The sequence below is a fragment of the Nocardia sp. NPDC006044 genome (genome assembly GCF_042871115.1).
GTDB lineage: Bacteria > Actinomycetota > Actinomycetes > Mycobacteriales > Mycobacteriaceae > Nocardia.
The window spans coordinates 2,796,410-2,818,204 of sequence record NZ_JBIAID010000001.1; the positions used below are offsets into that span (position 1 = coordinate 2,796,410).

The window sequence follows — 21,795 nt, forward strand, 5'->3', positions numbered from 1 at the left end:
GATGCGGCAACAGCTTTCACGACTTCGAACAGCTGAAGCGCTACCGGTGAACGTGCGCCTCGGGGTCGGTGTGCGATGGCATCCGCAGGTGCGCCGGATCGACCCGGGACATCGCCGCGGGAGTGCTCAACTGCCAACCTGCCGCGTATGCCTCGGTAAAATCGTTGTCGCCCAGTGCGGTTCGAGCGCGGTCACGCAGCAATCGGACCTGCGGGTCGGTCCGGTCGTGCGCACCGCGCAGTCGAGCCGCGGCACCGAGCAACCCGGCCACGTCCGCATATCGGTCATAGAGCGCGGCGAGCCCGGCGACAGTCACCGCCACCGTCGCCACGATCGGCATGTCCCGGGACTCGACCGCCCCCGCGTACGCCCGGCTCAGCGCCGCCTCGGCGCCCGGCCCGTCGCCGAGCTCGAGGCAGAGCGCGCCGCGCACCGAGCCGATTACCGCCTGTCCTTGATTGCCGCTGAACGGATGCCGTTCGGACAATGTGGCCTCGGCCGAGCCGATCAGATCACGTGCTCGATCGAGGTCGCCGACGCGCAGCGACAGGTCGGCCTCGCGTACGTCCAGCAGCATGCCCAGCTCCGGGGATGCCTTGCGCTGCACCCGTTCCCGGGCCGCGGCGATCATCTCGATCGCCGCCGCGGTGTCGCCGAGTCGCACATGCAGATCGATCCAGCGCAGGTCGATGAAGACCTCATCGCTGAGACTGAGCGACCCGAACTCGCGGGCCAGCCGCTTGGCCTCGGTGAGATCGGCCAGCGCGCCGCTCAGATCGCCGTCGTACTGCCGCAGCAGTACGCGCATCGGCAACGCGGTCGCCACACCCCAGCGGTCGCCTGCCTGCGCGAAGCAATCCAGCTCGGCGCGCACATCGTCGCGGACCTGGTCGAGCTGCCCCGCGTTCTCCGCGAGATGGGAGCGGAACATCCGGGCCAGCCCGGCCAGCCACACATCGGGTCCGTCGATCAGCCGCTTCATGATCGCCGGCGACACCTCGTGCACCGCCATGGAGGCCAGCCGGGCCGTGATCAGCGCGCCACCGAAGCCCGGCAACTCCGGCCGGCTCAGCAGGCGATCGGCGAGCGTCCACAGGTCGGTGCGCCGTTCGTTGATCGAGTCGGCGACGAGCGCGCTCTGCGTGGCGATCGTGGTGAGCAGCAGGCCTTCGGCGATGTCGCGCCGCACGCTCGGCTCGGTCGTCACCGCCACCGCCTCGCCCAGCCAGTAGGCCGCGTCGTTGCGCTGGCCGAGCATCTGCCAGTACCAGGTCAGGTTCACCGCGAGCTCGATCGCGTCGTCGGCCTCGCCGGTGTCGCAGAGATGACGCAGGGCGGCAAGCACATTGTCGTACTCGGCCCGGAGCACGTGCAGCGCGTCCAGCTGCTCGGGGCCACGCAGCAATGGGTCGCACCGGGCGACCAGCTCGCCGAAGTGACGAGCGGCCAGATCCCGCACCTCCGGCAGTATGCCTTGCTCGGCAAGGCGTTCCAGTCCGTACTCCCGAATCGTCTCCAGCATCCGATACCGTCCGGTGTCCGGCACGAGTTGCAGCAACGACCGGTCGACCAGACCGGCGAGCAACTCCGGGACGTCGGCGGTGTCGGCGCTGACCGCAGCGGCGGACAGCGGTGTGATGCCGCCCGGCAGCACTGAGATCCGTTCTGCGACAGTCTGTTCGGATTCGCTCAGCATGTCCCAGCTCCAGGCGATGACCGCGCGGAGCGTGCGGTGGCGGGGGAGGGCGGTGCGGTTGCCGGTGGTGAGCAGACGGAATCGATCGGAGAGCCCGGCGGTCAGGTCGGCCAGTGCGAGCGTGCGCAGCCGGGCCGCGGCGAGTTCGAGGGCGAGCGGCATGCCGTCGAGGGCGCCGACGATGTGCAGCACGTCGTCGAGATTGCGTTCGTCGATGTCGAATCCGGGACGCACGGCCGCGGCCCGCTCGATGAACAGGCGCACCGCTGCCGCACCACGGGCTTGCTCCACGTTCGCGCCCGGCTTCGGTACGGTGAGCGGGCCGAGGGGGACCAGCGCCTCACCGTCGATCGCCAGCGGTTCGCGGCTGGTGGCCAGCACGCGCAGCCCGGGGCAACGGGTAAGGAGCGTCGAAATCAGTTGGGCTACAGCGTCTATCAGATGCTCGCAGTTGTCCATGACGAGCAGACTCGCGCGCCCGCTCAGCTGATCGACCAGCACATCCAGCTCGCCGATCGGGTCGCCGCGCAGCTTGGCCGAGGCCTCGAACAGCGCCGAGCCGCGCAACCCGACCGCGGCGAGCAGTGCCGCGCCGACCTTGGCCGGCTCGGTGACGGAGGACAGGTCGATCATCCAGGCGCCGTCCCGGTATTCCTGCCGATGCCGCCGGGCGGACTCGACGGCGAGCCGTGTTTTGCCTGCCCCGCCGGGGCCGAGCACGGTGACCAGACGCCCGGCGGCCAGCAGCGTGTCGATTCGGGCGAGGTCGTCGTCGCGGCCGACGAAGCTGGTCAGTGGTGCGGGCAGGTTGGTCGAGTTGATCTGCGGCGCAGGCTGATCCGCGCGGAGCAGACTCAGGTGGCGTTCGCGCAGAGCGGCACCGGGATCGGTGCCGAGAACGTCGGCGAGAGATTCGCGGACCCGCTCGTACAGGGCGAGCGCCTCGGCCTGGCGACCCTGGGCGGCGAGCGCGTCCATGAGCAGCGCGGCCGCTCGCTCGTGCACGGTCTGCTCGGCGAGCACAGCGGTCAGCCGATCGGCGGCCGCGGCCGCGTGTCCCAGCGAGAGCTCGGCCTCGGCCAGGTCTATGACCGCCTCGACCGAGGCGTGTGCCAGCCGAGTCGCGACCGCGGGCGCGACCGCGGCGACGACCGAGGGTTCGATGCCGGGCCGGTCGCCCCACAACCGCACGGCCTCGCCGAGCACCGCCACCGCCGCGTTCATGTCACCGCCGCGCAGCTGCTCCCGTCCGGCCGTGGCCAACTGCTCGAACCGCACCGCGTCCACGTCGTCCACCGCCAGCCGGTACCCGCCCGCGTCCTGCACGACATCCCCGGCCGAGCCGAGAATCCGGCGCAATCGCGAGACCAGCGCCTGCAAGGCATGCGCGGGATCGGCCGGCAGGTCCGCCGCCCAGATCGCGTCGACCAGCGCGCCCTGCTCGACCACCCGCCCGCCCGCGAGCGCCAGCCGGACAACCAACCCCTGCAACCGCGCCCCCGGCACGGACAGCGCGGCCTCGCCGCGCGACACCTGAAAGGCGCCGAGCAGCGTGACATGCAGCCGCGCATCCTCGTTCATCCCCCGATCTTCGCGCACCCACGCCCCGGCCCGCACACCAGGTCAGCTCCCGTGTCAGCGTGGTGTGCGCCCCGTGTGAGCGGCGGGTAGCAGTCTTGGCCGAGTCAGCTTCGGCACGCACGACGTGCCCACTCACCAGCGCCCCAGTGGCGAGAACGGAGCACCTCATGAAGGCAGTGCAGTTCAGCCGGTTCGGCGGTCCCGAGGTCCTCGAGCTCGTCGACCTGCCGGATCCGCACCCCGGCCCCGGCCAGGTCCGGATCGCCGTGCGCGCCGCCGGCGTCAACGCGAGCGACTGGAAGAAACGCGAGGGACTGATGGACGAGGAGCTCCCGCAGACCCTCGGTTACGAGTCGGCGGGCATCGTCGACGAACTCGGACCCGAGGTCACCGACGTCGCCATCGGCGACCGCGTGTTCGGCTTCTCCGCCGAGCCCGGCGCCCAAGCCGAACTGGCCGTCCTGGCCTATTACGCCCCCATCCCGCCGTCGCTCGGCTTCGCCGATGCCGCCGCCTTACCGTCCGCGCTCGAGACGGCGGCCCGTGCCCTCGACCAGCTCGGTGTCGCGAGCGGCAACACGCTGCTCGTCAGCGGCGCCTCCGGCAGCATCGGCAGCGCCGCGGTGCAACTCGCCGTCGCCAGGGGCGCCCGCGTGATCGGCACCGGCAGCCCGGCCACCCATGATTTCCTGCGCTCGCTCGGCGCCGAACCGGTCGCCTACGGTGCGGGCATGGCGGAGCAGGTCCGGGCCCTCGCACCGGACGGTGTCGACCTCGCGCTCGACGTCGCGGGCAGCGGCATCTTGCCGGAACTCATCGAACTCGCCGGTGGCGCAGCGCATGTGGTCACCCTCGCCGATTTCGCCGGCGCCGAGCAGCACGGTGTGCGGTTCAGCAGGGGAGACGCGGGCCGCGCGCTGTACGTGATCGACCAGATCGGCGACCTGATCGAAGCCGGCCGGTTCGTCCTCCCCGTCGGCCGCACCTTCCCTCTGACCGAGGTCGCCGAAGCACACCGCGTCGGCGAGTCGGGCCAGGTGCGCGGAAAGCTCGTGCTGCTCGTCGACTGACCCTCGTCCAGCCGAAAACCACAGGCGGCCAACGCAGTTGGCGGCCTACCTCGGCACGCCCGAATCTCCTGAGAGGCCATCATGAACCCTGACATATCCACCACCTCATCGACCAGCGCGGCACCGCGCAAGGACGGGGCCGGACATCGCATACCGAACCGCTGGATGGCGCTGGTCGTCCTCGGTCTCGCGCAGCTGATGGACATCCTCGACTCCACCATCGTGAACATCGCGCTGCCGAGTGCGCAGCAGGACTTGGGCTTTCCCGTCGACTACCGGCAATGGGTACTGACCGGTTACGCCCTCGCCTTCGGCAGCCTCCTGCTGCTCGGCGGCCGGCTGTCGGACTTCTTCGGCCGCAAACGGCTATTCCTCATCGGCGTAGGCGGATTCGCCGTCGCGTCGGCGTTCGGCGGTGGCGCCGTGGACTTCTCGATGCTGCTGATCGCCCGCATCGGCCAGGGCGCGTTCGCCGCGATGCTCGCTCCGGCGGCGCTGTCGCTGCTGTCGGTCACCTTCGCCGACGACGCCAAGGAGCGCGGCCGCGCGTTCGGCATCTTCGGCGCGATCTCGGGCGCGGGCGGCGCGGTCGGTCTGCTGCTGGGAGGTCTGCTCACCCAGAGCCTTTCGTGGCGCTGGTGCCTCTACGTGAATCTGATCATCGCGGCGGTGGCGTTCGTCGGCGGGATAGTCTTCCTGCGCGACGGTGATCGACCGGAGCGGACCAAGCCCGACATCGCGGGCACGGTCACGGTGGTGCTCGGTCTCGTCGGCCTCGTCTACGGTCTCGGGACCGCGGAGACGCACGGCTGGAACGACTTCCGGACGCTCGGCTCGGTGATCGTCGGTCTCGCGCTCGTCGCCGCCTTCGTCCTGATCGAACTCCGCACCGAACATCCGCTGCTGCCGTTGCGGGTGATCCTGGACCGGGTCCGCGGCGCGGCGTATCTGTCGCTCGGGATTTCGGGCATCGGCATGTTCGCCGTGTTCCTGTTCCTCACCTACTACCTGCAGAACATGCTGGGCTTCACCCCGCTGATGACCGGCGTCGCGTTTCTCCCGATGATCGTGTCGGTCATGGTCGGCGCGGTCGTCTCCGGCGCGGTGTTGCTGCCGCGCACCGGACCTCGGCCACTGGTCCCGGTCGGCTGCGTGCTCGCCGCGATCGGCATGGCGATCCTCACCGGCATCCACGCCGACTCCAGCTACGCCGGCGCCGTCCTGCCCGCGCTGCTCGTCACGGGCATAGGCTTCGGCCTGATCTTCGGCCCGGTGCAGAACGCCGCGACCAGCGGTGTCCACCCGCACGACGCCGGAGTGGCGGCCGCCCTGGTGACCACCGCCCAGCAGATCGGCGGATCGCTCGGCACGGCGGTGTTCAGTTCACTCGCCACGACGGCCATCGCGAACTATCTCGCCGACCGTCCGGCGACCGCGGCCCAGCCCGCGACGATCGCCGAAGCCACCCTGTCCGGCTACCACCTCGTGTTCTGGGTCGCCGCCGCGGTCTTCCTCTGCGCCGCCGCCCTGGCCGCGCTGCTCTTCCGCAGCGGTCCGCTCCCGCTGTCCGACACGGAACTCGTTCCCACGCACTGAAATCCGAGAATGTCAGGAAGCAGGAAATGACGATCACCCTCCGTCCGGGAACCACCGTGATGTTCACCGGCGATTCGATCACCGACCTCCGCCGGCCGATCGGCGAAGACGAGGCCGGCTGCATCTACCCGGTGCGGGTCGCGGGCGAATGGTGCTTCCGCCACCCCGACCGCCCCGTCACCTGGCTGAACACCGCCAACGCCGGCGACAAGGTGATGGACCTCGAAACACGCTGGCGGACAGACGTACTCGACGCCGAGCCGGACGTCGTCTCGATCCTCGTCGGCGTCAACGACATGGGCTGGCACACCTTGGATCCGGACGGTTGGGTGATCTCGGCGGAAGAATTCCGGGCGGGCTACGACCGCCTGCTCGCCCCGCTCGCCGCGGTGGGCACCCAGCTGATCCTCATCGAACCGTTCCTGCTGCCCATCGACGGCGTCGTCGAGGCAGGCGCCGCGTTCGTCGGACCGGAAGAACGCAAGCAGTGGCGCGCGGACCTCGACCCGAAGATCGCGGCGGTGCACGAACTCGCGGAAAAGTACGACGCCCATCTGATCCCGGCCGACACCATGTTCGCCGAACTCGCCGCGTCCACCGGACCGGAGTATTGGTCCGCGGACGGCGTGCATCCGACCCTGGCCGGCCACGACGCGCTCGCCGAGGCCTGGCTGCGGCTGGCCGGCTGACCGCACCTTGGCGATCACGTGACCGGCGTCTCCAACCTCGTAAAAGTTGCGTCAGGGCCGTACGTCCGGGGGATTCGGCGGCCTACCGTGATCATCGAGGGACTGAGTTGGAGCGTGGAGGTCTGGTTGCACGAGCAATACTCGGTGGCGGCGAGGGAGCTGCGCGGCCGAACCGTCGAACGGAGTTTCCGGCACGGCATCGCGGGCCTGGTCCGGGCGGCGTCGACGCGGGCGCCGGGGGCGATCGCGGCCGTCGACGGCTGCGGCGAGCTGACCTATCGCGAGTTGGAGCTGCGATCGGATCGCGTCGCCCGGCTGCTCCGCACCAGCGCGCCGCGCGGGCGGACGGTCGCGATCGCGATGCCGCGCGGCTCCGCTCTGCTCGTCGCGTTGCTGGGTGTGCTCAAGGCGGGATTGCCGTACCTGCTGGTCGATCCGGGCGCATCCACGGCGCGGATGCGGCAGGTCACCGAGATCGCCGACTGCGCAGTGGCTTTGGTGACCGGCGCCGGTAGGGAGTCGGTCGTCGAATGCGGGTTGCGGGCGCTGGATCTGCCCCGGGAGCCCGACACGGACGAACTGGACCCGTTGCCGGAGGTGCCGGCCGATCAACCCGCCTATGTGCTGTTCACCTCGGGGTCGACGGGCGCCCCGAAGGGGGTCGTCGTGTCCGGTCGCGCGCTGGGCAACCGGCTGGAATGGATGCGCGAGACCTACGGGGTCGGCGCCGACGACCGGATCTTGCAGAAGACGCCGGTCTCGGTCGACGTCTCCGGCTGGGAGCTGCTGTTACCGCTGATCGCCGGTGCGCGGTGCGTCTTCCTGGCGTCGGCCGAACACCGCGATCCGGTCGCCGTCGCACAGGCGATCGTGCGGCACCGGATCACCGTCTGCCATTTCGTGCCGTCCATGCTGCGGGAGTTCCTGCGGTGGCCGGACGCGGCGCGATGTACGTCGTTGCGGCACGTGTTCTGTGGTGGTGAGCCGCTTCCGCTGCCCGTGGCCAGGGAATTCGTCGCGACGCTGCCTGCCGCGCTGCATAACCTGTACGGCCCGGCCGAGGCCGCGATCGACGTCACGGCCTGGACCTGTCCGAGCGACCCGGCGGATATCGACGCGGTCTACATCGGGCGGCCGATCGACAACTGTGTGCTGAGTGTCCTCGACGCCGACGGGTTGCCGGTCTGCCCGGGCGACGAGGGTGAACTGCATATCGGCGGCGTTCCCGTTGCCGCCGGATATCTCAACCGTCCCGACCTGACCGCGCGAGCGTTCGTCGCAGCGCCCGAAGGTTCGTCCGTGCCGCGGCTCTACCGAACCGGCGACCGAGTGCGCCTGGTGGACGGCGAGCTGGAGTACCTGGGCGGCATCGACGACCAGGTGACGATCCGCGGACAGCGAATCGACCCGGGCGAGATCGAGCAGCGGCTACTCGCGGATCCCGGGGTGGCCGCCGCCGTGGTGGTCACGGTCGATGTCGGCGACGACACCACCATGGTCGCCTGGATTCAGCCCGCCGACACCGATTGCGAACCAGAAGCCCTGTTCCGCCGTTTGCGCGCCGCCCTCTGCCGGCAACTACCGACCGCGTCGGTACCCGGCCGATTTGTCCGCACCCGTCGAATCCCGTTGACCTGCAACGGAAAACAAGACCGTGCGCAGCTGCGCCGTCGAGCCGTGGAACAGGTGCATGCTCGTCCCGCTGTGATCATCCAGCCCGATGCAGGGAATCCAGCAGCGCGCCAGCTAATCCGGCAGTAGTCACTGCCGAGGCTTTTTCGGCTCCCTTGTCTCTTCACTATTCAGTGTTACTATCTACTGGTAGTAAGTGACATTGAGTAGCGGGAGGTGCTTCGTGGGCAAACAGATGACCGAGATGCTCAAGGGCACGTTGGAGGGCATCGTCCTGGCGATCCTGTCCGTGCGCTCGGCGTACGGGTACGAGATCACGGCGTGGCTGCGTGAGCAGGGGTTCGCCGACATCGCCGAGGGGACCATCTACGCCCTGCTCGTCCGGATCGAGAAAAAGGACCTGGTCGACGTGGAGAAGATCCCGTCGGAGAAGGGGCCGCCGCGCAAGGTCTATTCGCTCAACGCACGAGGGCGCGAATACCTGGACGAGTTCTGGAGCACCTGGCGATTCCTCGCGGAACGGCTCGAACAACTTCATGAGGGAGGCAAGTGACCATGTTCATCGAAAAGGTGATCGGCGATCTCGGCGAGAAGCGGCGCTGGTGGCAATACAAGGCACGGGTGAAACAGCTTCCCGCCCCGTACCATACGGCCGTCGACGCATTCGAACGATACGTGAACTATTTCGGGCAAGGCGCGTTTCGTTGTTCGAGGACCTGCTCGACCTGTTCGAGCAGAGCGCGGCGGACGGCACCCCGATCCGCGAGGTCGTAGGCCAGGATCCGGTGGAATTCATCGAGGCGTTCGCGCGAAACTACCAGGAAGAGTCCTGAATGAGCCGTGAGCAGCAACGCCTGATCACCGCCATCGAGCGCGCCGCCGGAGAGAAAAGCTAGCGCCGATGCCGACCAAACACCCACCGCCCCCCGGAGAAGCACTGCGAGACAACGAATATCGCGCAAGATGGTTTCACCATCCACCGGGCAGCAGCGTTCGCCGGCGTCACAGTAGCCACCCTGCACGACTACCACCGCCACGGCCTGATCAATGAACCGCAATACGACAACTCCGGCACCCCCCGATACCGACCACCCGAATTACTCCGCCTGGTACAAGTCCGCACCCTGCTCGGCGCAGGCGTCCGCCAAACCGAAATCAGCGATCTGCTCAACTATTTAGCCGACATCGAGCGCATCCTCGGCCGCACTCGATAAGGCCCTGAGCTGGTACCGAGGTGCCTCAACATCCTCGCAGTCGCCTACTTCGTCGCCATGCTCACCTACCGCCGAATGATCTGCTTACGGATCGATCAGACCTTCAGTACACGGATCATATCCACGAGTGCTCGCGCACCTGTTTGGATAAGTCGATCATCCCGTGACGTCTGATCTTCGGTCGCTCTGAAGTGGAGTTCGCCTTTCCAGCCGTCGATCGTGGCAACAAGTTCGACGTCGAGCGGTGTGGTAGCCGGGTCGCCTCCCTTGGGTGGCGGCTCGGTGGCCGCCTTGACCTGCACGCCGTCCACGGTGAGAACCTTGGTCGGGTAATTCGTTGCCGTCGACGGCGGCTCGGTCGCGGTACTGCCGCCGAATGAAACGCCGAACAGCGACACATACCCGAGCGAAGAAGGCGGTGTGGAGCCGTCGTTCTTCTCGAAGACGCACCCGTTGCCGCTACCGATCTTATCGCTCAATGCTTTTCCGCCAACGCCAACACTGGTCTTCAGATTATCGGTACCAGCTCGGGTCGCGAAAAACTGTCTCGTAGTATCGCACAGCGCCTGGATGGTGTGAGTGTTGTCCGGATAGTCATACTTTTCGGGATGTGTCCGCGGAAATAGTCCGCAACCGGAAACCAGGGCCACCATCGCTGAAATACCCAACAGGTTCCGCGTATTCACGTCGCCGCGGCAGAGAAATCTTGCGAATCTAGGCGGGTCTGAAGATTTCGATTGACATCGACACTTACCGGAAGACGGCTTTCGTCGAGAGTCATGGCGAAAAGGTCGATTCCGATCAAGCCAGTGGCCACGTTTCCCCTTCATCAGTCTCCACTGTCGTGGATCGTTCCGCATCCCGCATCCCGCGAGTCACGAACTCCCACGTGATCAGCCACAGTGCACCAGCGATAAACTCGCTGCTCCCCGGTCGGCTGTTGTCGGCCAAATCCTACCGTTCGGCTCGTCGCGCCTGCAAGGCGACGAGGCGGAATGTGCAGGTTGACGTCGTTGCCATCATATTAAACAGTGCCACAAGCTATTCGGTGTCAGAAACTGCCTTCCGCCGGCTCGGCTGCGGTCTCGACGCTCATACTCGATCGTCGTCGGTATTCGAGGCTAGGGGGTCGCCGGAGGGGAGGGGGATGTCGGTGTCCAGGGAGAGGGGGGTTCCGAGATCGGGGGTGCCGTCGGTGTTCCAGGTGAACTTCTGGGCTCGGGTGGTTCGGCGGTCGTAGGTGTATTCGCTGGTGTCTTTGGCGTGGTAGACGATCCAGTCTTCGGTGCCGTCGGGGCTTTGGAAGAAGCCGTTGGAGCCGGGGCCGAAGACGCCGGCCGGGTCGTTGCGAGTGAACAGTGCGGTGGGGTGCTGGTGCCAGTTGGCGGGGACGAGGGGGTCTGCTCCGGGCGGGAGGGAATGCATCCACAGCTGGTAGTCGGGTTTGCCGGTGTCGCAGGTGGAGTAGACCAGGTAGGTGGTGCCGTTGCGCTGGATCGTCGTGGGGGCTTCGCGTACCTCGTCGCATCCGCCGGCGGATGGCAGGTAGACGGCGCGGCCCGACACGGTGACGGGGTCGCTCATCGCAGCGATGTGCAGGAGGTTGTTCGGGCCGCTCCACAGCAAGTAGAGCTGGTCGCCGAGCTGTAGCAGTTCCGGATCGATCGACCACACTTCCGGGGCGCCGAGCTGTCCCGCGAAGGTGTAGGGGCCCAACGGATCCGAGCCCTCCGACTGCAAGACGTACAGGCGATGACCGTCGCGGCTGCCATCGCCCGCGCTGTAATAGAAATACCAATGTCCCTCGAACAGGCGGAAAGACGGCGCCCACATGTCGCGATTACGCGACGGGTCCGGGTCGCACCACACCGTATTCGGTTGTGCGGCAGCCAGATCGCCCAGTGACTCGGCCTTCCAGATCCGCAGGGCGGTGTCCTGGCTGGTCGAAAGGTAGTAGCTCCCTGCGTAATAGGTCAGGAACGGATCGGCCGCCGGATTCAACGCATTGCGAAACGTGCCGTCGGTTCCCGCACTGTGTGCGTGCTTGCCCATCGAACGTCACCCCATCGTCGCGGATCTCGTAACGTGCGCTTGCCCGAACTCTAGGGCATCACGCAGTGTCAGCGACCCGGAAACCGCTGGATATGGCGCTGTGCTTCAAAGGAACTGCCCACTGGCCAGGTAGGGCGCCGGAGTCGGCATACCCCGGACGGCGATATAGCCTTCCTGGCCGAGGTGAAGTCCGGCGGCCAAGCCGACATCGATCGCCCATTCGTTCGCGGTGGTAATGCAGTTGACCAGCGTGTCGGCGCGGGCGGAGGCGAGTGCTTCCCACAGGAGCTGCTGCGCGGTCCGCTGCTCGGCGGCGGCGAGCAGAGTCGGCCGTCCTCGGTCGTCGAGATAAACGTAGCCCGGCTCGGCGCGGGACACGACGAGGCGGTGACCGGTCAGCAGATACCGGTGATCAGGCCCGTGTCCGGCCCCGCGGAGCCGCCGGTCCAGCCGGTTCATCCAGTCGAAATCCTCGGCCGATCCCTCGGACAGCCCCGTCACCGCCGCAAGCTTGGTGTGATCGACGGTGCCGATCATGCGCATCTGGGGGTGCAGTGAGAACCCGGCCAGCCGGTAGCGCCGGGTGGCGCCGGGATGCACGGAGGAGGAGAACATGCCCTGGCGACCGTCGGCATGAGTGAGGACGGCATCGAGTAGCCGTTTCCCGATGCCGTGTCCCTGCATGCTCGGCAAAACGCCGTAGGTCGCCAGATACCACAGGCGATCTCGGTTCTGTGCGATCGCGAATCCGACGATCTGCGCACCGTCGGCGGCAACCCAGCAACCCTGCGGGTCGACCTCGAGGAAGTAGCGCATACGGGCGATCCACCGTTCGGCAACATCCGTCGATCGAGGTTCGGGTTCGGGGTCGCTCACCCGTCGATCCCGTCGATCGCTGTCGAGAAAGACCGCGGCGGAGGCGCGCTCCGCGTTGGGCAAGTCGTCGGCGTGCATCGGCCGGACCTCTACACCATCCATTCGTCCACGGTACGAACAACGACTGCGGAGTGAAACCGATTTTCTCGGGCGAGGTCGAAGTATGCACTGGGGCTAGATGATTCGCTATCGTGGCCAGGGAGATCCCGTGTCGGGTACGCGCGCATGAGCTCGCCCGCGCACCGTGCGGTCGATCACGTCGGCCTGATTCGAGCCTCTCGAATGTGCGGGCAAGGATGATCGGCGATGTGCAGGCGGGTTTGCCGGGATCTTTCGGGGCTCGTACACGGCAGACAGGCGTTGATAAGCTAGCGGCCCGTCTCCGGATGCGAAGAGCTCGGACACAGATCGCGCGAGTGGATAAATCGTTGGCCGAGAAGATATTTGAAGAAAAGCCACCCGTGTCGGGTTCGCGTGCCGGCACAGCAGATCAGGCGATGAGCCGAGTACGGCTCGTCGGGTTGCTTGCTATCCCTGTGCTTTTCGCCGCGGCGACCGTGACATGGTTCATTGCCAGGCCCGACGGTATGGCAGTCCGCTTCTACCGACTCGACGCCATTCCGCTCGTAGTGGCCCCGATATTCTGGACGCTCGCCGTGGTGCTGTGCCTTGCGTGCGCCCCTGAGCTGTCCAGATACCGCATGTGGGTGTGGAAAACGTTCGTTGCCGTCGCGACACTGGTGACAATACCGCTGTGGATGTTGACGGCGTTCATAGCGGCCTGGTCCTCCGATGACGGCGACGTCAAGGATATCGTGCTGAGCCCCGACGGCCGCCACGAAGCGATCGTGATGCCGTACCACGACTTCGACTCCGGCTGCCGCGTGTGGCTTCGAGAACGCAGCGGGCTGTTCAGCAGGCAGGCGCTCGTGTGGGTCGAGTACGAAGGGCCTTGCCCCGCCGAAATATCCTTCGTAGACGGCAGCACGATCAGTGTCACAGAATTCCCCGGTGGGAAGACGCTGACGACGACCTTCGATCCCGACCGAACCTCCGTCGCCTCCGTGTTGTACTCATAGCGAAACTGCTCGTACGCCCGGGTCGCCTGATCGGATATCCGGGATCGGGTCACGGTGCTTACATTCCGACTGGACGTTATGCTGTGCGGCATCGAATATGCTGCAGCACAACGCGATTCGCTTCTATAATTAGCGGGCGGTTTCCGGTGTGGTGCCGGAGCGCGCACGATATGCAGAATTGCGGGTGAACCACCATGCGCATCCTTCTCTACGGCTGCGGCGACTTCTCCAATGTGATCGAGTCCCTGTCCTTCATCAAGAAAGAGCTGGGGTACGGGGTCTTCCAGCCGGTCGATGCGGAGCATGAGAAGCCGAGTGACGATGTACTGGCCACCGAGCTACGCAGCGAGAGCGAACTGCGCAAGGTGTACGGCGATGTGTTCGCCGCCAATGTCAAGGCTCTCGGGGAGGCCGGCGTCGCAGTCGAATTCGAAACGGACGCTACCGGCCACTACTCCATCGGGGGCTTCGACCTGATCATCTTCCGCAACCCGCATACCGGGACATACGGAAACAGCCGTGACCCCGGCATGTCCTCGTATCTGGAGTCGAGCACCACCAATCAAAAGCTGCTGATGGCAGCGCTGGCGAACTCCCGAAAGATCCTGAACCCCGGCGGGCGGGTCCTGATCACCGCCGTCGGCTGGCCCTATATCGGCAAGAACCCGAAGGGCGACCTGGGCTTGACCGGTATGCAACTCGAGGTGCCGAGCTTCGCCGCCGCGTACGGCGAGAAAGCCGGCCTCGTGCACATGGGCAACCTCAATCTCGGCAAGATGTGGGTGGCACGCAATCGCGGCTCGACGTTCGTCGCCGACGAAATCGGAATTCTCTATCGGATCTGAAAGTTGGCCGCTGCGTACGCCGTTCGGCCGGACGTCAGCCGCCGATCGGCCCTCGCCGGTCCGCTGTGCTGCCGCACCTGCGGGCCCGGCGATCGGGCCACATTCTGGGCATCACTTCCATGGGCGGGCTCATGACCGTGCCCGGCCTGGCGATCCATGACCCCGCACCGAACGCTCGATCCCGGACTACGACGCGCTGATGGACCCGGTGCGCGCCCACCTCGACGGAAATCAGCTGGGGAGTCCCGAAAAAGCGGCAGCCGCAATACTTTCGATGATAGATGCGGCGGACCCGCCAGCGCACCTGCTGCTCGACTCCGACGCCTTGCGACTGGTACGAGTCGGCCGCGCAGCCGTCGACGCCGAGATCGAGAAGTGGGCCGACCTCTCCCGCACCACAGACTTCGCCGAAGGAGCCCAACAACCGGACTGAGCCTGGTTCGAACGAATAAACTCGCGCCGGTGATTCTCCGTCCTGGCGAAGGTGTGCCCGATGGCTTGACCGCCCGGGCGCGGTCGTATGTCATCACGCACGGCGTCGAGGTAGGGGTTCAGCCTGTGGAAAGCCACCGGCAATGGTGGCTCGGCCGAGGTATTCCCGCAGTATTGATCGACCGCATGGCGGCGTATCAGAAGCGTTGGGGCGGAATGCATTTGCCACCCGCGCCGGTGTACGATGGTGGCCCACATCATTTTGATCCGGATTCTCCCGAAACAGACACTGCGGGATGGTGGTTCGAAGCCGGCCCGCAACGGACCGCGGTGCCCTTCGCGTTCATGATCGGCCCGGCCGGTGAGTTCGGAATCCAAGCTGACCAGGGTCGGTGGGTACCTTTGCATTCGACGATCGAAGGCTGGGTGGAATCTCTCGCTCTGGCCCACCACGCATCGATACGGGCGCGCCGGATCACCAGGCTCACCGGCGATGAACTCGACGATATCGACTTGGACGGTTACGAACCGGTGCCTGAGGTGAGAGGCCTCGCGGACACCTGGTGGAGAGGCTCGGACTCGCTGGTGGCGCGGTACACGGGGGAGGCCCAGGGTTTCGATTTCCCCGGTTCCCGTGTCGCGCTGATCTACTCGGAGCTGTCGTGACGTTCTCAGCAACACCCGCAGAGTCTCGATCCGACCGAGCAACCGACTGTCAGCAGCATGCCCAGCGCCGAGGTGCGCCCACGCGCACCTGCAATCCAGACGGGACCTTCGCCTGGATGCGCTCCCGCATCCAGAAGGCGGATGTCGGCCGTCGGGAGCGGACCACAGCGTCTCGATCGACGGTCCGCAAGCAGACCCGGAATGTGGGCGATATGCGGCTACTCGGCGTTGGCGTCCGGGCCAGTTCCCTGCCAGGATCCGGTCCAGGGCCCGGTGATATCTGACTGTTCATGGCAGCGGCAGCCCTGATTCGAGCGGAGTTCCGGTGTGGTAGTCAGGGCGTAGGGCGATTTCACTGCCCAGGAAGAGGTCGGTGTGCTCGTCACCCGCGCGCAGCAGTCCGGTCGGGGTGCAACCGACGAGCAGACGGAAGTCGCGATTCAGGTGCGCCTGATCGGTGTATCCGCACAGCGCCGCGACAGCGGACAGCGTAGGCGGGTTTGTGCCGGTGATGAGCCGGATCGCCCGGTGGCAGCGCGCCACGCGCGCCACGGTCTTCGGCGGCAGGCCGATTTCACGATGGAAGCTGGTCGCGAGATGTTGCCGGCTGACCCCCGCGCGGGCGGCCAGATCGTCGATTCTGACGTTGCCTCCGGTGCGGGTCAGGCTCTGCCAGCTGCGTGCGAGCGATTTGGAGAGGGCTGGCCCATCGAGGATCCTGTCCGCGAGCCAACGGTCGAGAATCCTGAAGCGACGATTCTGGTCTTTGGCCTCCTGTAGCTGTTCGGTGAGGCGACGTCCGCCAGCGCCGAGAAGATCGACCAGCCCGGCCTTGGCCGTGCCGAGCTCGCGAAGGGGCATGGCGAACAGTGCGCGCGCTCCCAGCGGAGTCAGCTCGACGACGATTCCCTGTTCCCAGCCCAGTCTCTCGTAGGCGAAGGGACCGCTGGTCAGTCCCGTGACCGGCGAAACCACCGGCAGCGTAGATCCCGAGCCCACCACCGAACGCTGAATCGCCGGCTCCAAGTCGATGATCATCACGATCGAGTTCAGCGCGGCCACCGTGCGCAGACCTGACACGCCAGCGGTCCGGCGGTAAGCCAGATAGAAGTTGACCCAGCGCGCCAGCCGCGGGTCCGGCTCCCGGGTCCGCCAAAACTGGCCGCCGGACTCTGATTCAGCGTCGTCTGGCACCCCGGTTCCCCCAAGTCCCTTGTGCGGCTGTGATCGACAAACCCCTGTAGTGCAGTATGACGCCGTGGCTAAGTGCCGGACAAGGTAGCGACCTACGCTAGACGGCCACGATGCCGAAGATCTTCGTGACCGGCCCGCCACGTACGCTATCCGCGACACGCCGGGGACGTGCCACCGCTCTATAGGCGCGACAGCGAACTGCGCGATCCGAGTATCAGGTCACCAGAGCTGACATTTTTCCAATCCGCGAACGGTTGCGTATCGCTAAACTGTACGAATTCGCGATGCAGAAGCCGATTATCCGCTGGCTCAGAAATGTGGTGTCGACCATCCTGCGGTTCAGGGATGGACGTGCCGGCTGATTCGTCGCCAGTCTTGCCCAAATGCTTTAGTTCGATAGGTATTTGTGAATGAGGGAGGAATATTCGGCGCTGTCGCGGTCGCCCGTCGCGAACGACTAGCGAATCCCCGGCGCCTCTACAGTCCGTATTGAACGGTCGACTGCGGTGTTGACGCCGACGTCGCCAGCGCAATCGACAACCAATCGCCAAAGGAGAACTTTTCTATGATGCGAGCGCTGAAGGCTCATGGCAATGGCGACTTTGATCACAGAAAATCCAAGATGCTATACGCAGAAAGGCAGAGGTCGATGAAATCGAATACCGGCATGCAATCCAGGCAGTGTTCCAGGCATTTTGGCTCAATGACACATGCTCGTCACCCACGCCATGCAACCTTCAGGGCTGCCGTCGTCGCAGTGGTTATCGCCCTTCTCTGTGCACTATCCAGTCTGGCAACCGACGCACCGGCAAACGCGTTGCCGATCAACAAGACACCGTGCGATGGCCGTAACGATCTAGCGCATGTCGTGATGCACTTCTGGGGCCAAGCAGAGGAACATTGCTATGCCAATGACGGTGCAATGAATGTCGACTTTCCCGATGTTACTTATATCAGCTCGGGAAACAATTACCTGAAGGTGGATGCCCCAGGTCAACAGGATTTATGCCTGAGCCCGTGGGGCTCTTGGACGAACGGCTCCGCACGTCCCCTTCAGGTTAAATATCTCGAGCTCAGCAGGACCTCACTCCCTTGCTGACGCAAACGACCTATTGATCGATTACGGCAATATTTTAAATCTCGAAGGACGATCCTATGTTACCCCGAAACAAGTCGACACAGCTCGCGGGCATGACAGGCGTGGCGCTCGCTACCTTGCTCACTATGTCGACTCCAGTCGCCTCCGCGAACCCACCGACCTACAATAGCGACTCATATAAAACCGACTATCATAGCGGACCATATTCAAGCTGGACGCCTTGCCACCGGGTTCAGCAAGAGTACCAGCGGTACTACGACATCCTGAAGGGCTGCTTCAGCAACGAAAAGGGTGAGTGGTATTTCATCTATACCTATCGATAAGACCGCAGTTCCTCTGACATAGATCGCATCGACGCCGCCGAATCGGGTGATGGTGACCTGATTCGGCTCGGCGTCTCGCGCTGGGCTCGACGGTGATTCTGTGGCCGTGGAGGTCGGCCTGCACGGCCGCCGCGCAGCGGTACAGATGGCTATTTGCCTCGAATGCTACTCGGAAGGCTCGCATTTCGGCCTCGACGCGGTGGCTGCCGGGTCGGCCGAGTTGGGTTGTGGGGGTGGGGGTTCGGGAGGAGGGGTGGGCGATGAAGCTCGTCGCGGCGCTGGATGCCGACGAGCGCGGTGAGCGACCGCTGGGCCTGGCGCAGCGTCTGGTCGTCACCCAGCTCCGTTCGCTGCGACCGGGTCGGCCGTTGCGCGCGGTGGACTTCCGTCGTCAGCGAGCGCTCGTTACCGCAAAAATTTCATTTGACCGTCAGTCAACCGAGCGGTTACCGTTGGTGTCATCCGCTCGCGCCTCGCTTAGGCGTTAAGCGTTGACCGACAGGAGGTTTCGCCAGGTGTACCGCTGGAGAACCGACAGGGTGTCGCACGCAGGCCGGAATCGCGGACAGCATGGAGACGGTCGCGGCTTTCGCTGTCGCCGATTCGCGAGGTCCGATCTCGACCGCCCGGCCTGATCGCCGGTCGCCGACGGCGCGATCGGTCTACGCACGAATGTGCCTGAGCTGCAACAGGACATCATCGCTACCCGAGCGCCGCGTGCATTCGCGCCCCGGTCGGTGACCACGCTCGGCAATTGCGCACCGATGAGAACGAAGGGTGGTGGTGCCGGCCCGGGGACGCAGGCAATGATGACGACAGATATTCACAATATCGCGTATGAAGCCCATATGAAGTAGTGAGGACGATTACCAATGACACATTCGACGATATTAAACCGTGCCGAGCTGGAACAGACCATCGTCGCGCGAGCTCAACATGATACGGAATTCAAACAACGGTTGCTCGCCGATCCGCAAGGCACCGTCCTGAACGAGCTCGGAATCGCCCAACTCCCCGACAGCCCGCAGTGGCGTGTGGTCGAGGAAAGCGAAGACGTGCTGTACCTGGTTCTGCCATTGCGGCGCGAGCGCATTCAGGAGATCGTCAACAATGCCGAGCCGCTGACCGACGGGGAGCTGACGGGACTTCGGGTCGCGGGGATGAATGCGATGCTGAAGTGCGATCCGGGCGGCCATTCCGACGCAGACTGATCCGGTCGGGTTGGCCGGGCGACCCCCGGCCAACCCGTTGATCCACCGAATCCGAAAGGCCGGGCAGCGACAGCCATGACCGAGACCCGTGTGATCGTCCCGCTTTCCGGTGGGCTGGACTCCGCCGTAGTGGCCGCGCTCGCCGCAGCGGCGGGAGCGGAAGTGATTGCGATTTCCTATCGCTATGGCCAGCGTAACCAACGGGAGCTGGAGGCAGCGGAGGCGATCGCGCGCAAACTCGGCGTCGGTGAGCATTACGTGATCGACGTAGCGCTGTCTTCCTGGGGAGGCTCACGACTCTTCGCCGGGGCCGACGATTCGGCGTCGAGTTACTATGTTCCCGGGCGCAACAGCGTTTTCGCGGCGATTGCTCTCTCGCTGGCCGAATCACGTGGGGCCGACGCGATCCATCTGGGATTCACGGCCGCGGATCGACAGTACCCGGATGCCACCGCGGAATATCTCACCGTTCTACGGTCGCTGGCCGCCCTCACCACCGCGACCGAGGGGCGTCCCGATGGCATCGCGATCGACGCTCCGTTGATCGCGATGGACAAGCTCTCCATCGTGCAAAGGGCAATCGAACTCCAGGTCCCCGTAGCAGAGACCTGGTCCTGCTATGCCGGAGGAGTCGACCAATGTGGTTGTTGCGACGCATGCCGAATCCGGGATCTATCGCTTATCCGCGCGGGCGTCCCCGATTTGGCAACCGAACCGGGACGCGCGGCGTACGCCGACGGAGCGGAGCGCGCCACCGATAATCTCTGGCGATTTCTACTGCGTGACTGATTTATGGTCACTCGCACCTGTACACGAATAGGCCGAGAAAGGTCATAAGGCAATGCAACTCGCCTACGACTCGGGCATCATCAACCTGCTGCCCGAATTCGATGAAGCCAAAGAGCTGATCTCCAAGGGAGAAGATCGTCTGCTGGAGCTGGGGGACATCATCTGCCGCCATCGGCTGCACGAGGATGCAGGTCTGTGCCTGCTGCATCGTCATTTCGATCTCGCCGATGACGAGCGGCTGGTCGGCACGTATGACCAGGACGATTACGTCGTCCGGGTGAGTCGTCGTCCGGCCTGGTCGGGCGTCGTGCCGTCGGTGTGGCGAGTGGAATCCCTCGGGAGCGAATCCGGTTGGGGCTATCGTCCTGTGGAATTCGCCGACACCGCGGGTGCGGGCGCCAAACTCGGATTGCGGGCAGCGCGAACCATGGCGAACCGTGAATTCCTCCGGGAGATGGCGCAGCAGCTGCGCTCCCTCGAACTGAACGGCATTGTCGGCGTTGCCATCCTGGACCGCCTGCCCGGCGACCTGCGACCGGACGAGATCGTGTACGAGACGAGCAGCCAACGTGGACTGGTCTCGACCCGAAGTCAGATCGGCAGGGACTCCATATCCCGAGAAGAAGTGACGGTGACCCTCTGGGCATTTCAAGCCGAACCCGCGATCTGATCCCATGGCCTACCGCGTGAAAGAAATCTTCTACACCCTCCAGGGTGAAGGCGGGCAGGCAGGCCGGCCCGCGGTCTTCTGCCGCTTCTCCGGCTGCAATCTGTGGAGCGGGCGCGAATCGGGACGGGCCCGGGCGGTGTGCAACTTCTGCGACACCGATTTCGTCGGAACCGATGGCACGGGTGGCGGAACCTTCCGCGACACCGCTTCCCTGACCGAAGCGGTCCGCGCGGCCTGGAAGGGCGAAGCACATGCCAGAGCGGTGCCGATGGTGGTGTGCACCGGCGGCGAACCGCTGCTTCAACTCGATCAGCAACTGGTGGACTCCTTCCACGCCGCCGGCTTCTACGTCGCGGTGGAGACCAACGGAACGCGGCCTGCCCCGGATGGATTGGACTGGATATGCGTCAGCCCCAAGGCGGGAACGGCACTCACGATCACCGAGGGTGACGAGCTCAAACTGGTGTATCCGCAGCCGGAGGCGCCTCCGGCCCGCTTCGAGAATCTCGGCTTTCGAAAGCTACGTCTCCAGCCCATGGACGGGCCGGACCTGGTCGCGAACACACGTTCGGCCATCGAATACTGCCTGAACTTTCCGCAATGGCAGCTCAGCGTGCAAAGCCACAAATACCTGGGAATCAGATAAATGGATATATTTCGCGAATTCTCCTTCGAGGCAGCGCACCGGCTGCCCGCCGTTCCCGAAGGTCACAAATGTGGCCGCCTCCACGGTCACTCCTATCGAGTAGAAGTTCAGGTCACCGGTGAGGTCGGTGCGGAAACCGGATGGGTTATCGATTTCGCAAGAATCAAGGACGCGTTCGCCGCCGTGCACGACCAACTCGATCATCATTATCTGAACGAGGTGCCCGGACTGGAAAACCCGACGAGTGAAGTTCTCGCACAGTGGATCTGGGCTCGCCTCTGCGACGACCTCCCCCTGTCGTCGGTAACCGTTCGCGAGACCTGCACCTCGGGCTGCGTATACCGCGGCCACTGATCCCCGCGAATGTATTCAGCGTTCATTTGTTCCGGACGATCCTGCCTCGGTTCACTGCTCTCGACCGTGCCACCGTCGCCT

General features: G+C 65.2%; 23 protein-coding genes. 18 read left to right on the top strand and 5 right to left on the bottom strand.

Features of this window, described 5'->3' with window-relative positions; translation table 11 throughout:
* Positions 1 to 40 precede the first annotated feature (40 nt).
* Complete coding sequence (locus ACFYO1_RS12960) at positions 41 to 3,277, bottom strand: BTAD domain-containing putative transcriptional regulator (protein ID WP_387230094.1); 3,237 nt, start codon at positions 3,275 to 3,277, stop codon at positions 41 to 43.
* A gap of 167 nt (positions 3,278 to 3,444) precedes the next feature.
* On the opposite strand from ACFYO1_RS12960, the gene ACFYO1_RS12965 reads away from it, so the two are divergent.
* The 7 genes from ACFYO1_RS12965 (at position 3,445) to ACFYO1_RS12995 (ending at position 9,478) form a co-directional block, all read left to right on the top strand.
* Positions 3,445 to 4,347 carry an NADP-dependent oxidoreductase gene (locus ACFYO1_RS12965; protein ID WP_387230096.1) on the top strand — a complete coding sequence of 301 codons (903 nt, stop codon included), beginning with the start codon at positions 3,445 to 3,447 and terminating at the stop codon, positions 4,345 to 4,347.
* Positions 4,348 to 4,428: 81 nt separating this feature from the next.
* Positions 4,429 to 5,943: an MFS transporter gene (locus tag ACFYO1_RS12970; RefSeq protein WP_387230097.1), complete on the top strand. Its 1,515-nt coding sequence runs from the start codon at positions 4,429 to 4,431 to the stop codon at positions 5,941 to 5,943.
* Positions 5,944 to 5,969: 26 nt separating this feature from the next.
* A complete protein-coding gene (locus ACFYO1_RS12975; protein ID WP_387230099.1) occupies positions 5,970 to 6,632 on the top strand; it encodes an SGNH/GDSL hydrolase family protein in 663 nt (220 codons plus the stop codon).
* Positions 6,633 to 6,719: 87 nt separating this feature from the next.
* Positions 6,720 to 8,393, top strand: a complete 1,674-nt coding sequence (locus ACFYO1_RS12980) for an amino acid adenylation domain-containing protein (protein WP_387230101.1) — start codon at positions 6,720 to 6,722, stop codon at positions 8,391 to 8,393.
* 94 nt (positions 8,394 to 8,487) lie between these two features.
* On the top strand, positions 8,488 to 8,817 hold the full coding sequence (locus ACFYO1_RS12985; RefSeq protein WP_387230103.1) for a PadR family transcriptional regulator: 330 nt from the start codon (positions 8,488 to 8,490) through the stop codon (positions 8,815 to 8,817).
* Between the two features lie 151 nt (positions 8,818 to 8,968).
* On the top strand, positions 8,969 to 9,097 hold the full coding sequence (locus ACFYO1_RS12990) for a DUF1048 domain-containing protein (RefSeq protein ID WP_387230104.1): 129 nt from the start codon (positions 8,969 to 8,971) through the stop codon (positions 9,095 to 9,097).
* Between the two features lie 141 nt (positions 9,098 to 9,238).
* Positions 9,239 to 9,478, top strand: coding sequence for a MerR family transcriptional regulator (locus tag ACFYO1_RS12995; RefSeq protein WP_387231860.1), 240 nt, complete (start codon positions 9,239 to 9,241; stop codon positions 9,476 to 9,478).
* 95 nt (positions 9,479 to 9,573) lie between these two features.
* Here the strand turns inward: ACFYO1_RS12995 and ACFYO1_RS13000 are convergent, their stop codons facing one another.
* The 3 genes from ACFYO1_RS13000 to ACFYO1_RS13010 all read right to left on the bottom strand — a co-directional run bounded on the left by ACFYO1_RS13000 (position 9,574) and on the right by ACFYO1_RS13010 (position 12,508).
* Positions 9,574 to 10,146: a hypothetical protein gene (locus tag ACFYO1_RS13000; RefSeq protein ID WP_387230106.1), complete on the bottom strand. Its 573-nt coding sequence runs from the start codon at positions 10,144 to 10,146 to the stop codon at positions 9,574 to 9,576.
* Positions 10,147 to 10,570: 424 nt separating this feature from the next.
* Positions 10,571 to 11,530: a family 43 glycosylhydrolase gene (locus ACFYO1_RS13005; protein ID WP_387230108.1), complete on the bottom strand. Its 960-nt coding sequence runs from the start codon at positions 11,528 to 11,530 to the stop codon at positions 10,571 to 10,573.
* A 105-nt stretch (positions 11,531 to 11,635) separates the two neighbouring features.
* Complete coding sequence (locus ACFYO1_RS13010; protein WP_387230110.1) at positions 11,636 to 12,508, bottom strand: GNAT family N-acetyltransferase; 873 nt, start codon at positions 12,506 to 12,508, stop codon at positions 11,636 to 11,638.
* 326 nt (positions 12,509 to 12,834) lie between these two features.
* Between ACFYO1_RS13010 and ACFYO1_RS13015 the strand changes: the two genes are divergently transcribed.
* The 4 genes from ACFYO1_RS13015 (at position 12,835) to ACFYO1_RS13030 (ending at position 15,428) form a co-directional block, all read left to right on the top strand.
* Complete coding sequence (locus ACFYO1_RS13015; protein WP_387230112.1) at positions 12,835 to 13,485, top strand: hypothetical protein; 651 nt, start codon at positions 12,835 to 12,837, stop codon at positions 13,483 to 13,485.
* 194 nt (positions 13,486 to 13,679) lie between these two features.
* Positions 13,680 to 14,330 carry a Rossmann-like fold-containing protein gene (locus ACFYO1_RS13020; RefSeq protein ID WP_387230114.1) on the top strand — a complete coding sequence of 217 codons (651 nt, stop codon included), beginning with the start codon at positions 13,680 to 13,682 and terminating at the stop codon, positions 14,328 to 14,330.
* 199 nt (positions 14,331 to 14,529) lie between these two features.
* Positions 14,530 to 14,763 (top strand): hypothetical protein, encoded by a 234-nt coding sequence (locus ACFYO1_RS13025; protein ID WP_387230116.1) that lies wholly within the window; start codon positions 14,530 to 14,532, stop codon positions 14,761 to 14,763.
* 29 nt (positions 14,764 to 14,792) lie between these two features.
* Positions 14,793 to 15,428 (top strand): hypothetical protein, encoded by a 636-nt coding sequence (locus ACFYO1_RS13030; RefSeq protein ID WP_387230118.1) that lies wholly within the window; start codon positions 14,793 to 14,795, stop codon positions 15,426 to 15,428.
* Between the two features lie 288 nt (positions 15,429 to 15,716).
* On the opposite strand, the gene ACFYO1_RS13035 is transcribed toward ACFYO1_RS13030, so the two are convergent.
* A complete protein-coding gene (locus tag ACFYO1_RS13035; RefSeq protein ID WP_387230119.1) occupies positions 15,717 to 16,622 on the bottom strand; it encodes a helix-turn-helix domain-containing protein in 906 nt (301 codons plus the stop codon).
* Positions 16,623 to 17,187: 565 nt separating this feature from the next.
* Here ACFYO1_RS13035 and ACFYO1_RS13040 point away from each other — a divergent pair.
* The 7 genes from ACFYO1_RS13040 to queD all read left to right on the top strand — a co-directional run bounded on the left by ACFYO1_RS13040 (position 17,188) and on the right by queD (position 21,714).
* A complete protein-coding gene (locus tag ACFYO1_RS13040) occupies positions 17,188 to 17,721 on the top strand; it encodes a beta/gamma crystallin domain-containing protein (RefSeq protein ID WP_387230121.1) in 534 nt (177 codons plus the stop codon).
* A 583-nt stretch (positions 17,722 to 18,304) separates the two neighbouring features.
* Positions 18,305 to 18,532, top strand: a complete 228-nt coding sequence (locus ACFYO1_RS13045) for a hypothetical protein (RefSeq protein ID WP_387230123.1) — start codon at positions 18,305 to 18,307, stop codon at positions 18,530 to 18,532.
* 384 nt (positions 18,533 to 18,916) lie between these two features.
* Complete coding sequence (locus ACFYO1_RS13050) at positions 18,917 to 19,255, top strand: NHLP leader peptide family RiPP precursor (protein ID WP_387230125.1); 339 nt, start codon at positions 18,917 to 18,919, stop codon at positions 19,253 to 19,255.
* Positions 19,256 to 19,330: 75 nt separating this feature from the next.
* On the top strand, positions 19,331 to 20,044 hold the full coding sequence (queC, locus tag ACFYO1_RS13055; RefSeq protein ID WP_387230127.1) for a 7-cyano-7-deazaguanine synthase QueC: 714 nt from the start codon (positions 19,331 to 19,333) through the stop codon (positions 20,042 to 20,044).
* A gap of 52 nt (positions 20,045 to 20,096) precedes the next feature.
* Positions 20,097 to 20,714 (top strand): hypothetical protein, encoded by a 618-nt coding sequence (locus ACFYO1_RS13060; RefSeq protein WP_387230129.1) that lies wholly within the window; start codon positions 20,097 to 20,099, stop codon positions 20,712 to 20,714.
* Positions 20,715 to 20,718: 4 nt separating this feature from the next.
* The gene (gene queE / locus ACFYO1_RS13065; RefSeq protein ID WP_387230131.1) at positions 20,719 to 21,360 is read left to right on the top strand and encodes a 7-carboxy-7-deazaguanine synthase; all 642 of its coding nucleotides are present in this window, start codon (positions 20,719 to 20,721) and stop codon (positions 21,358 to 21,360) included.
* On the top strand, positions 21,361 to 21,714 hold the full coding sequence (gene queD, locus ACFYO1_RS13070) for a 6-carboxytetrahydropterin synthase QueD (RefSeq protein ID WP_387230133.1): 354 nt from the start codon (positions 21,361 to 21,363) through the stop codon (positions 21,712 to 21,714). It begins immediately after the preceding gene.
* The last annotated feature ends 81 nt before the right edge of the window (positions 21,715 to 21,795 follow it).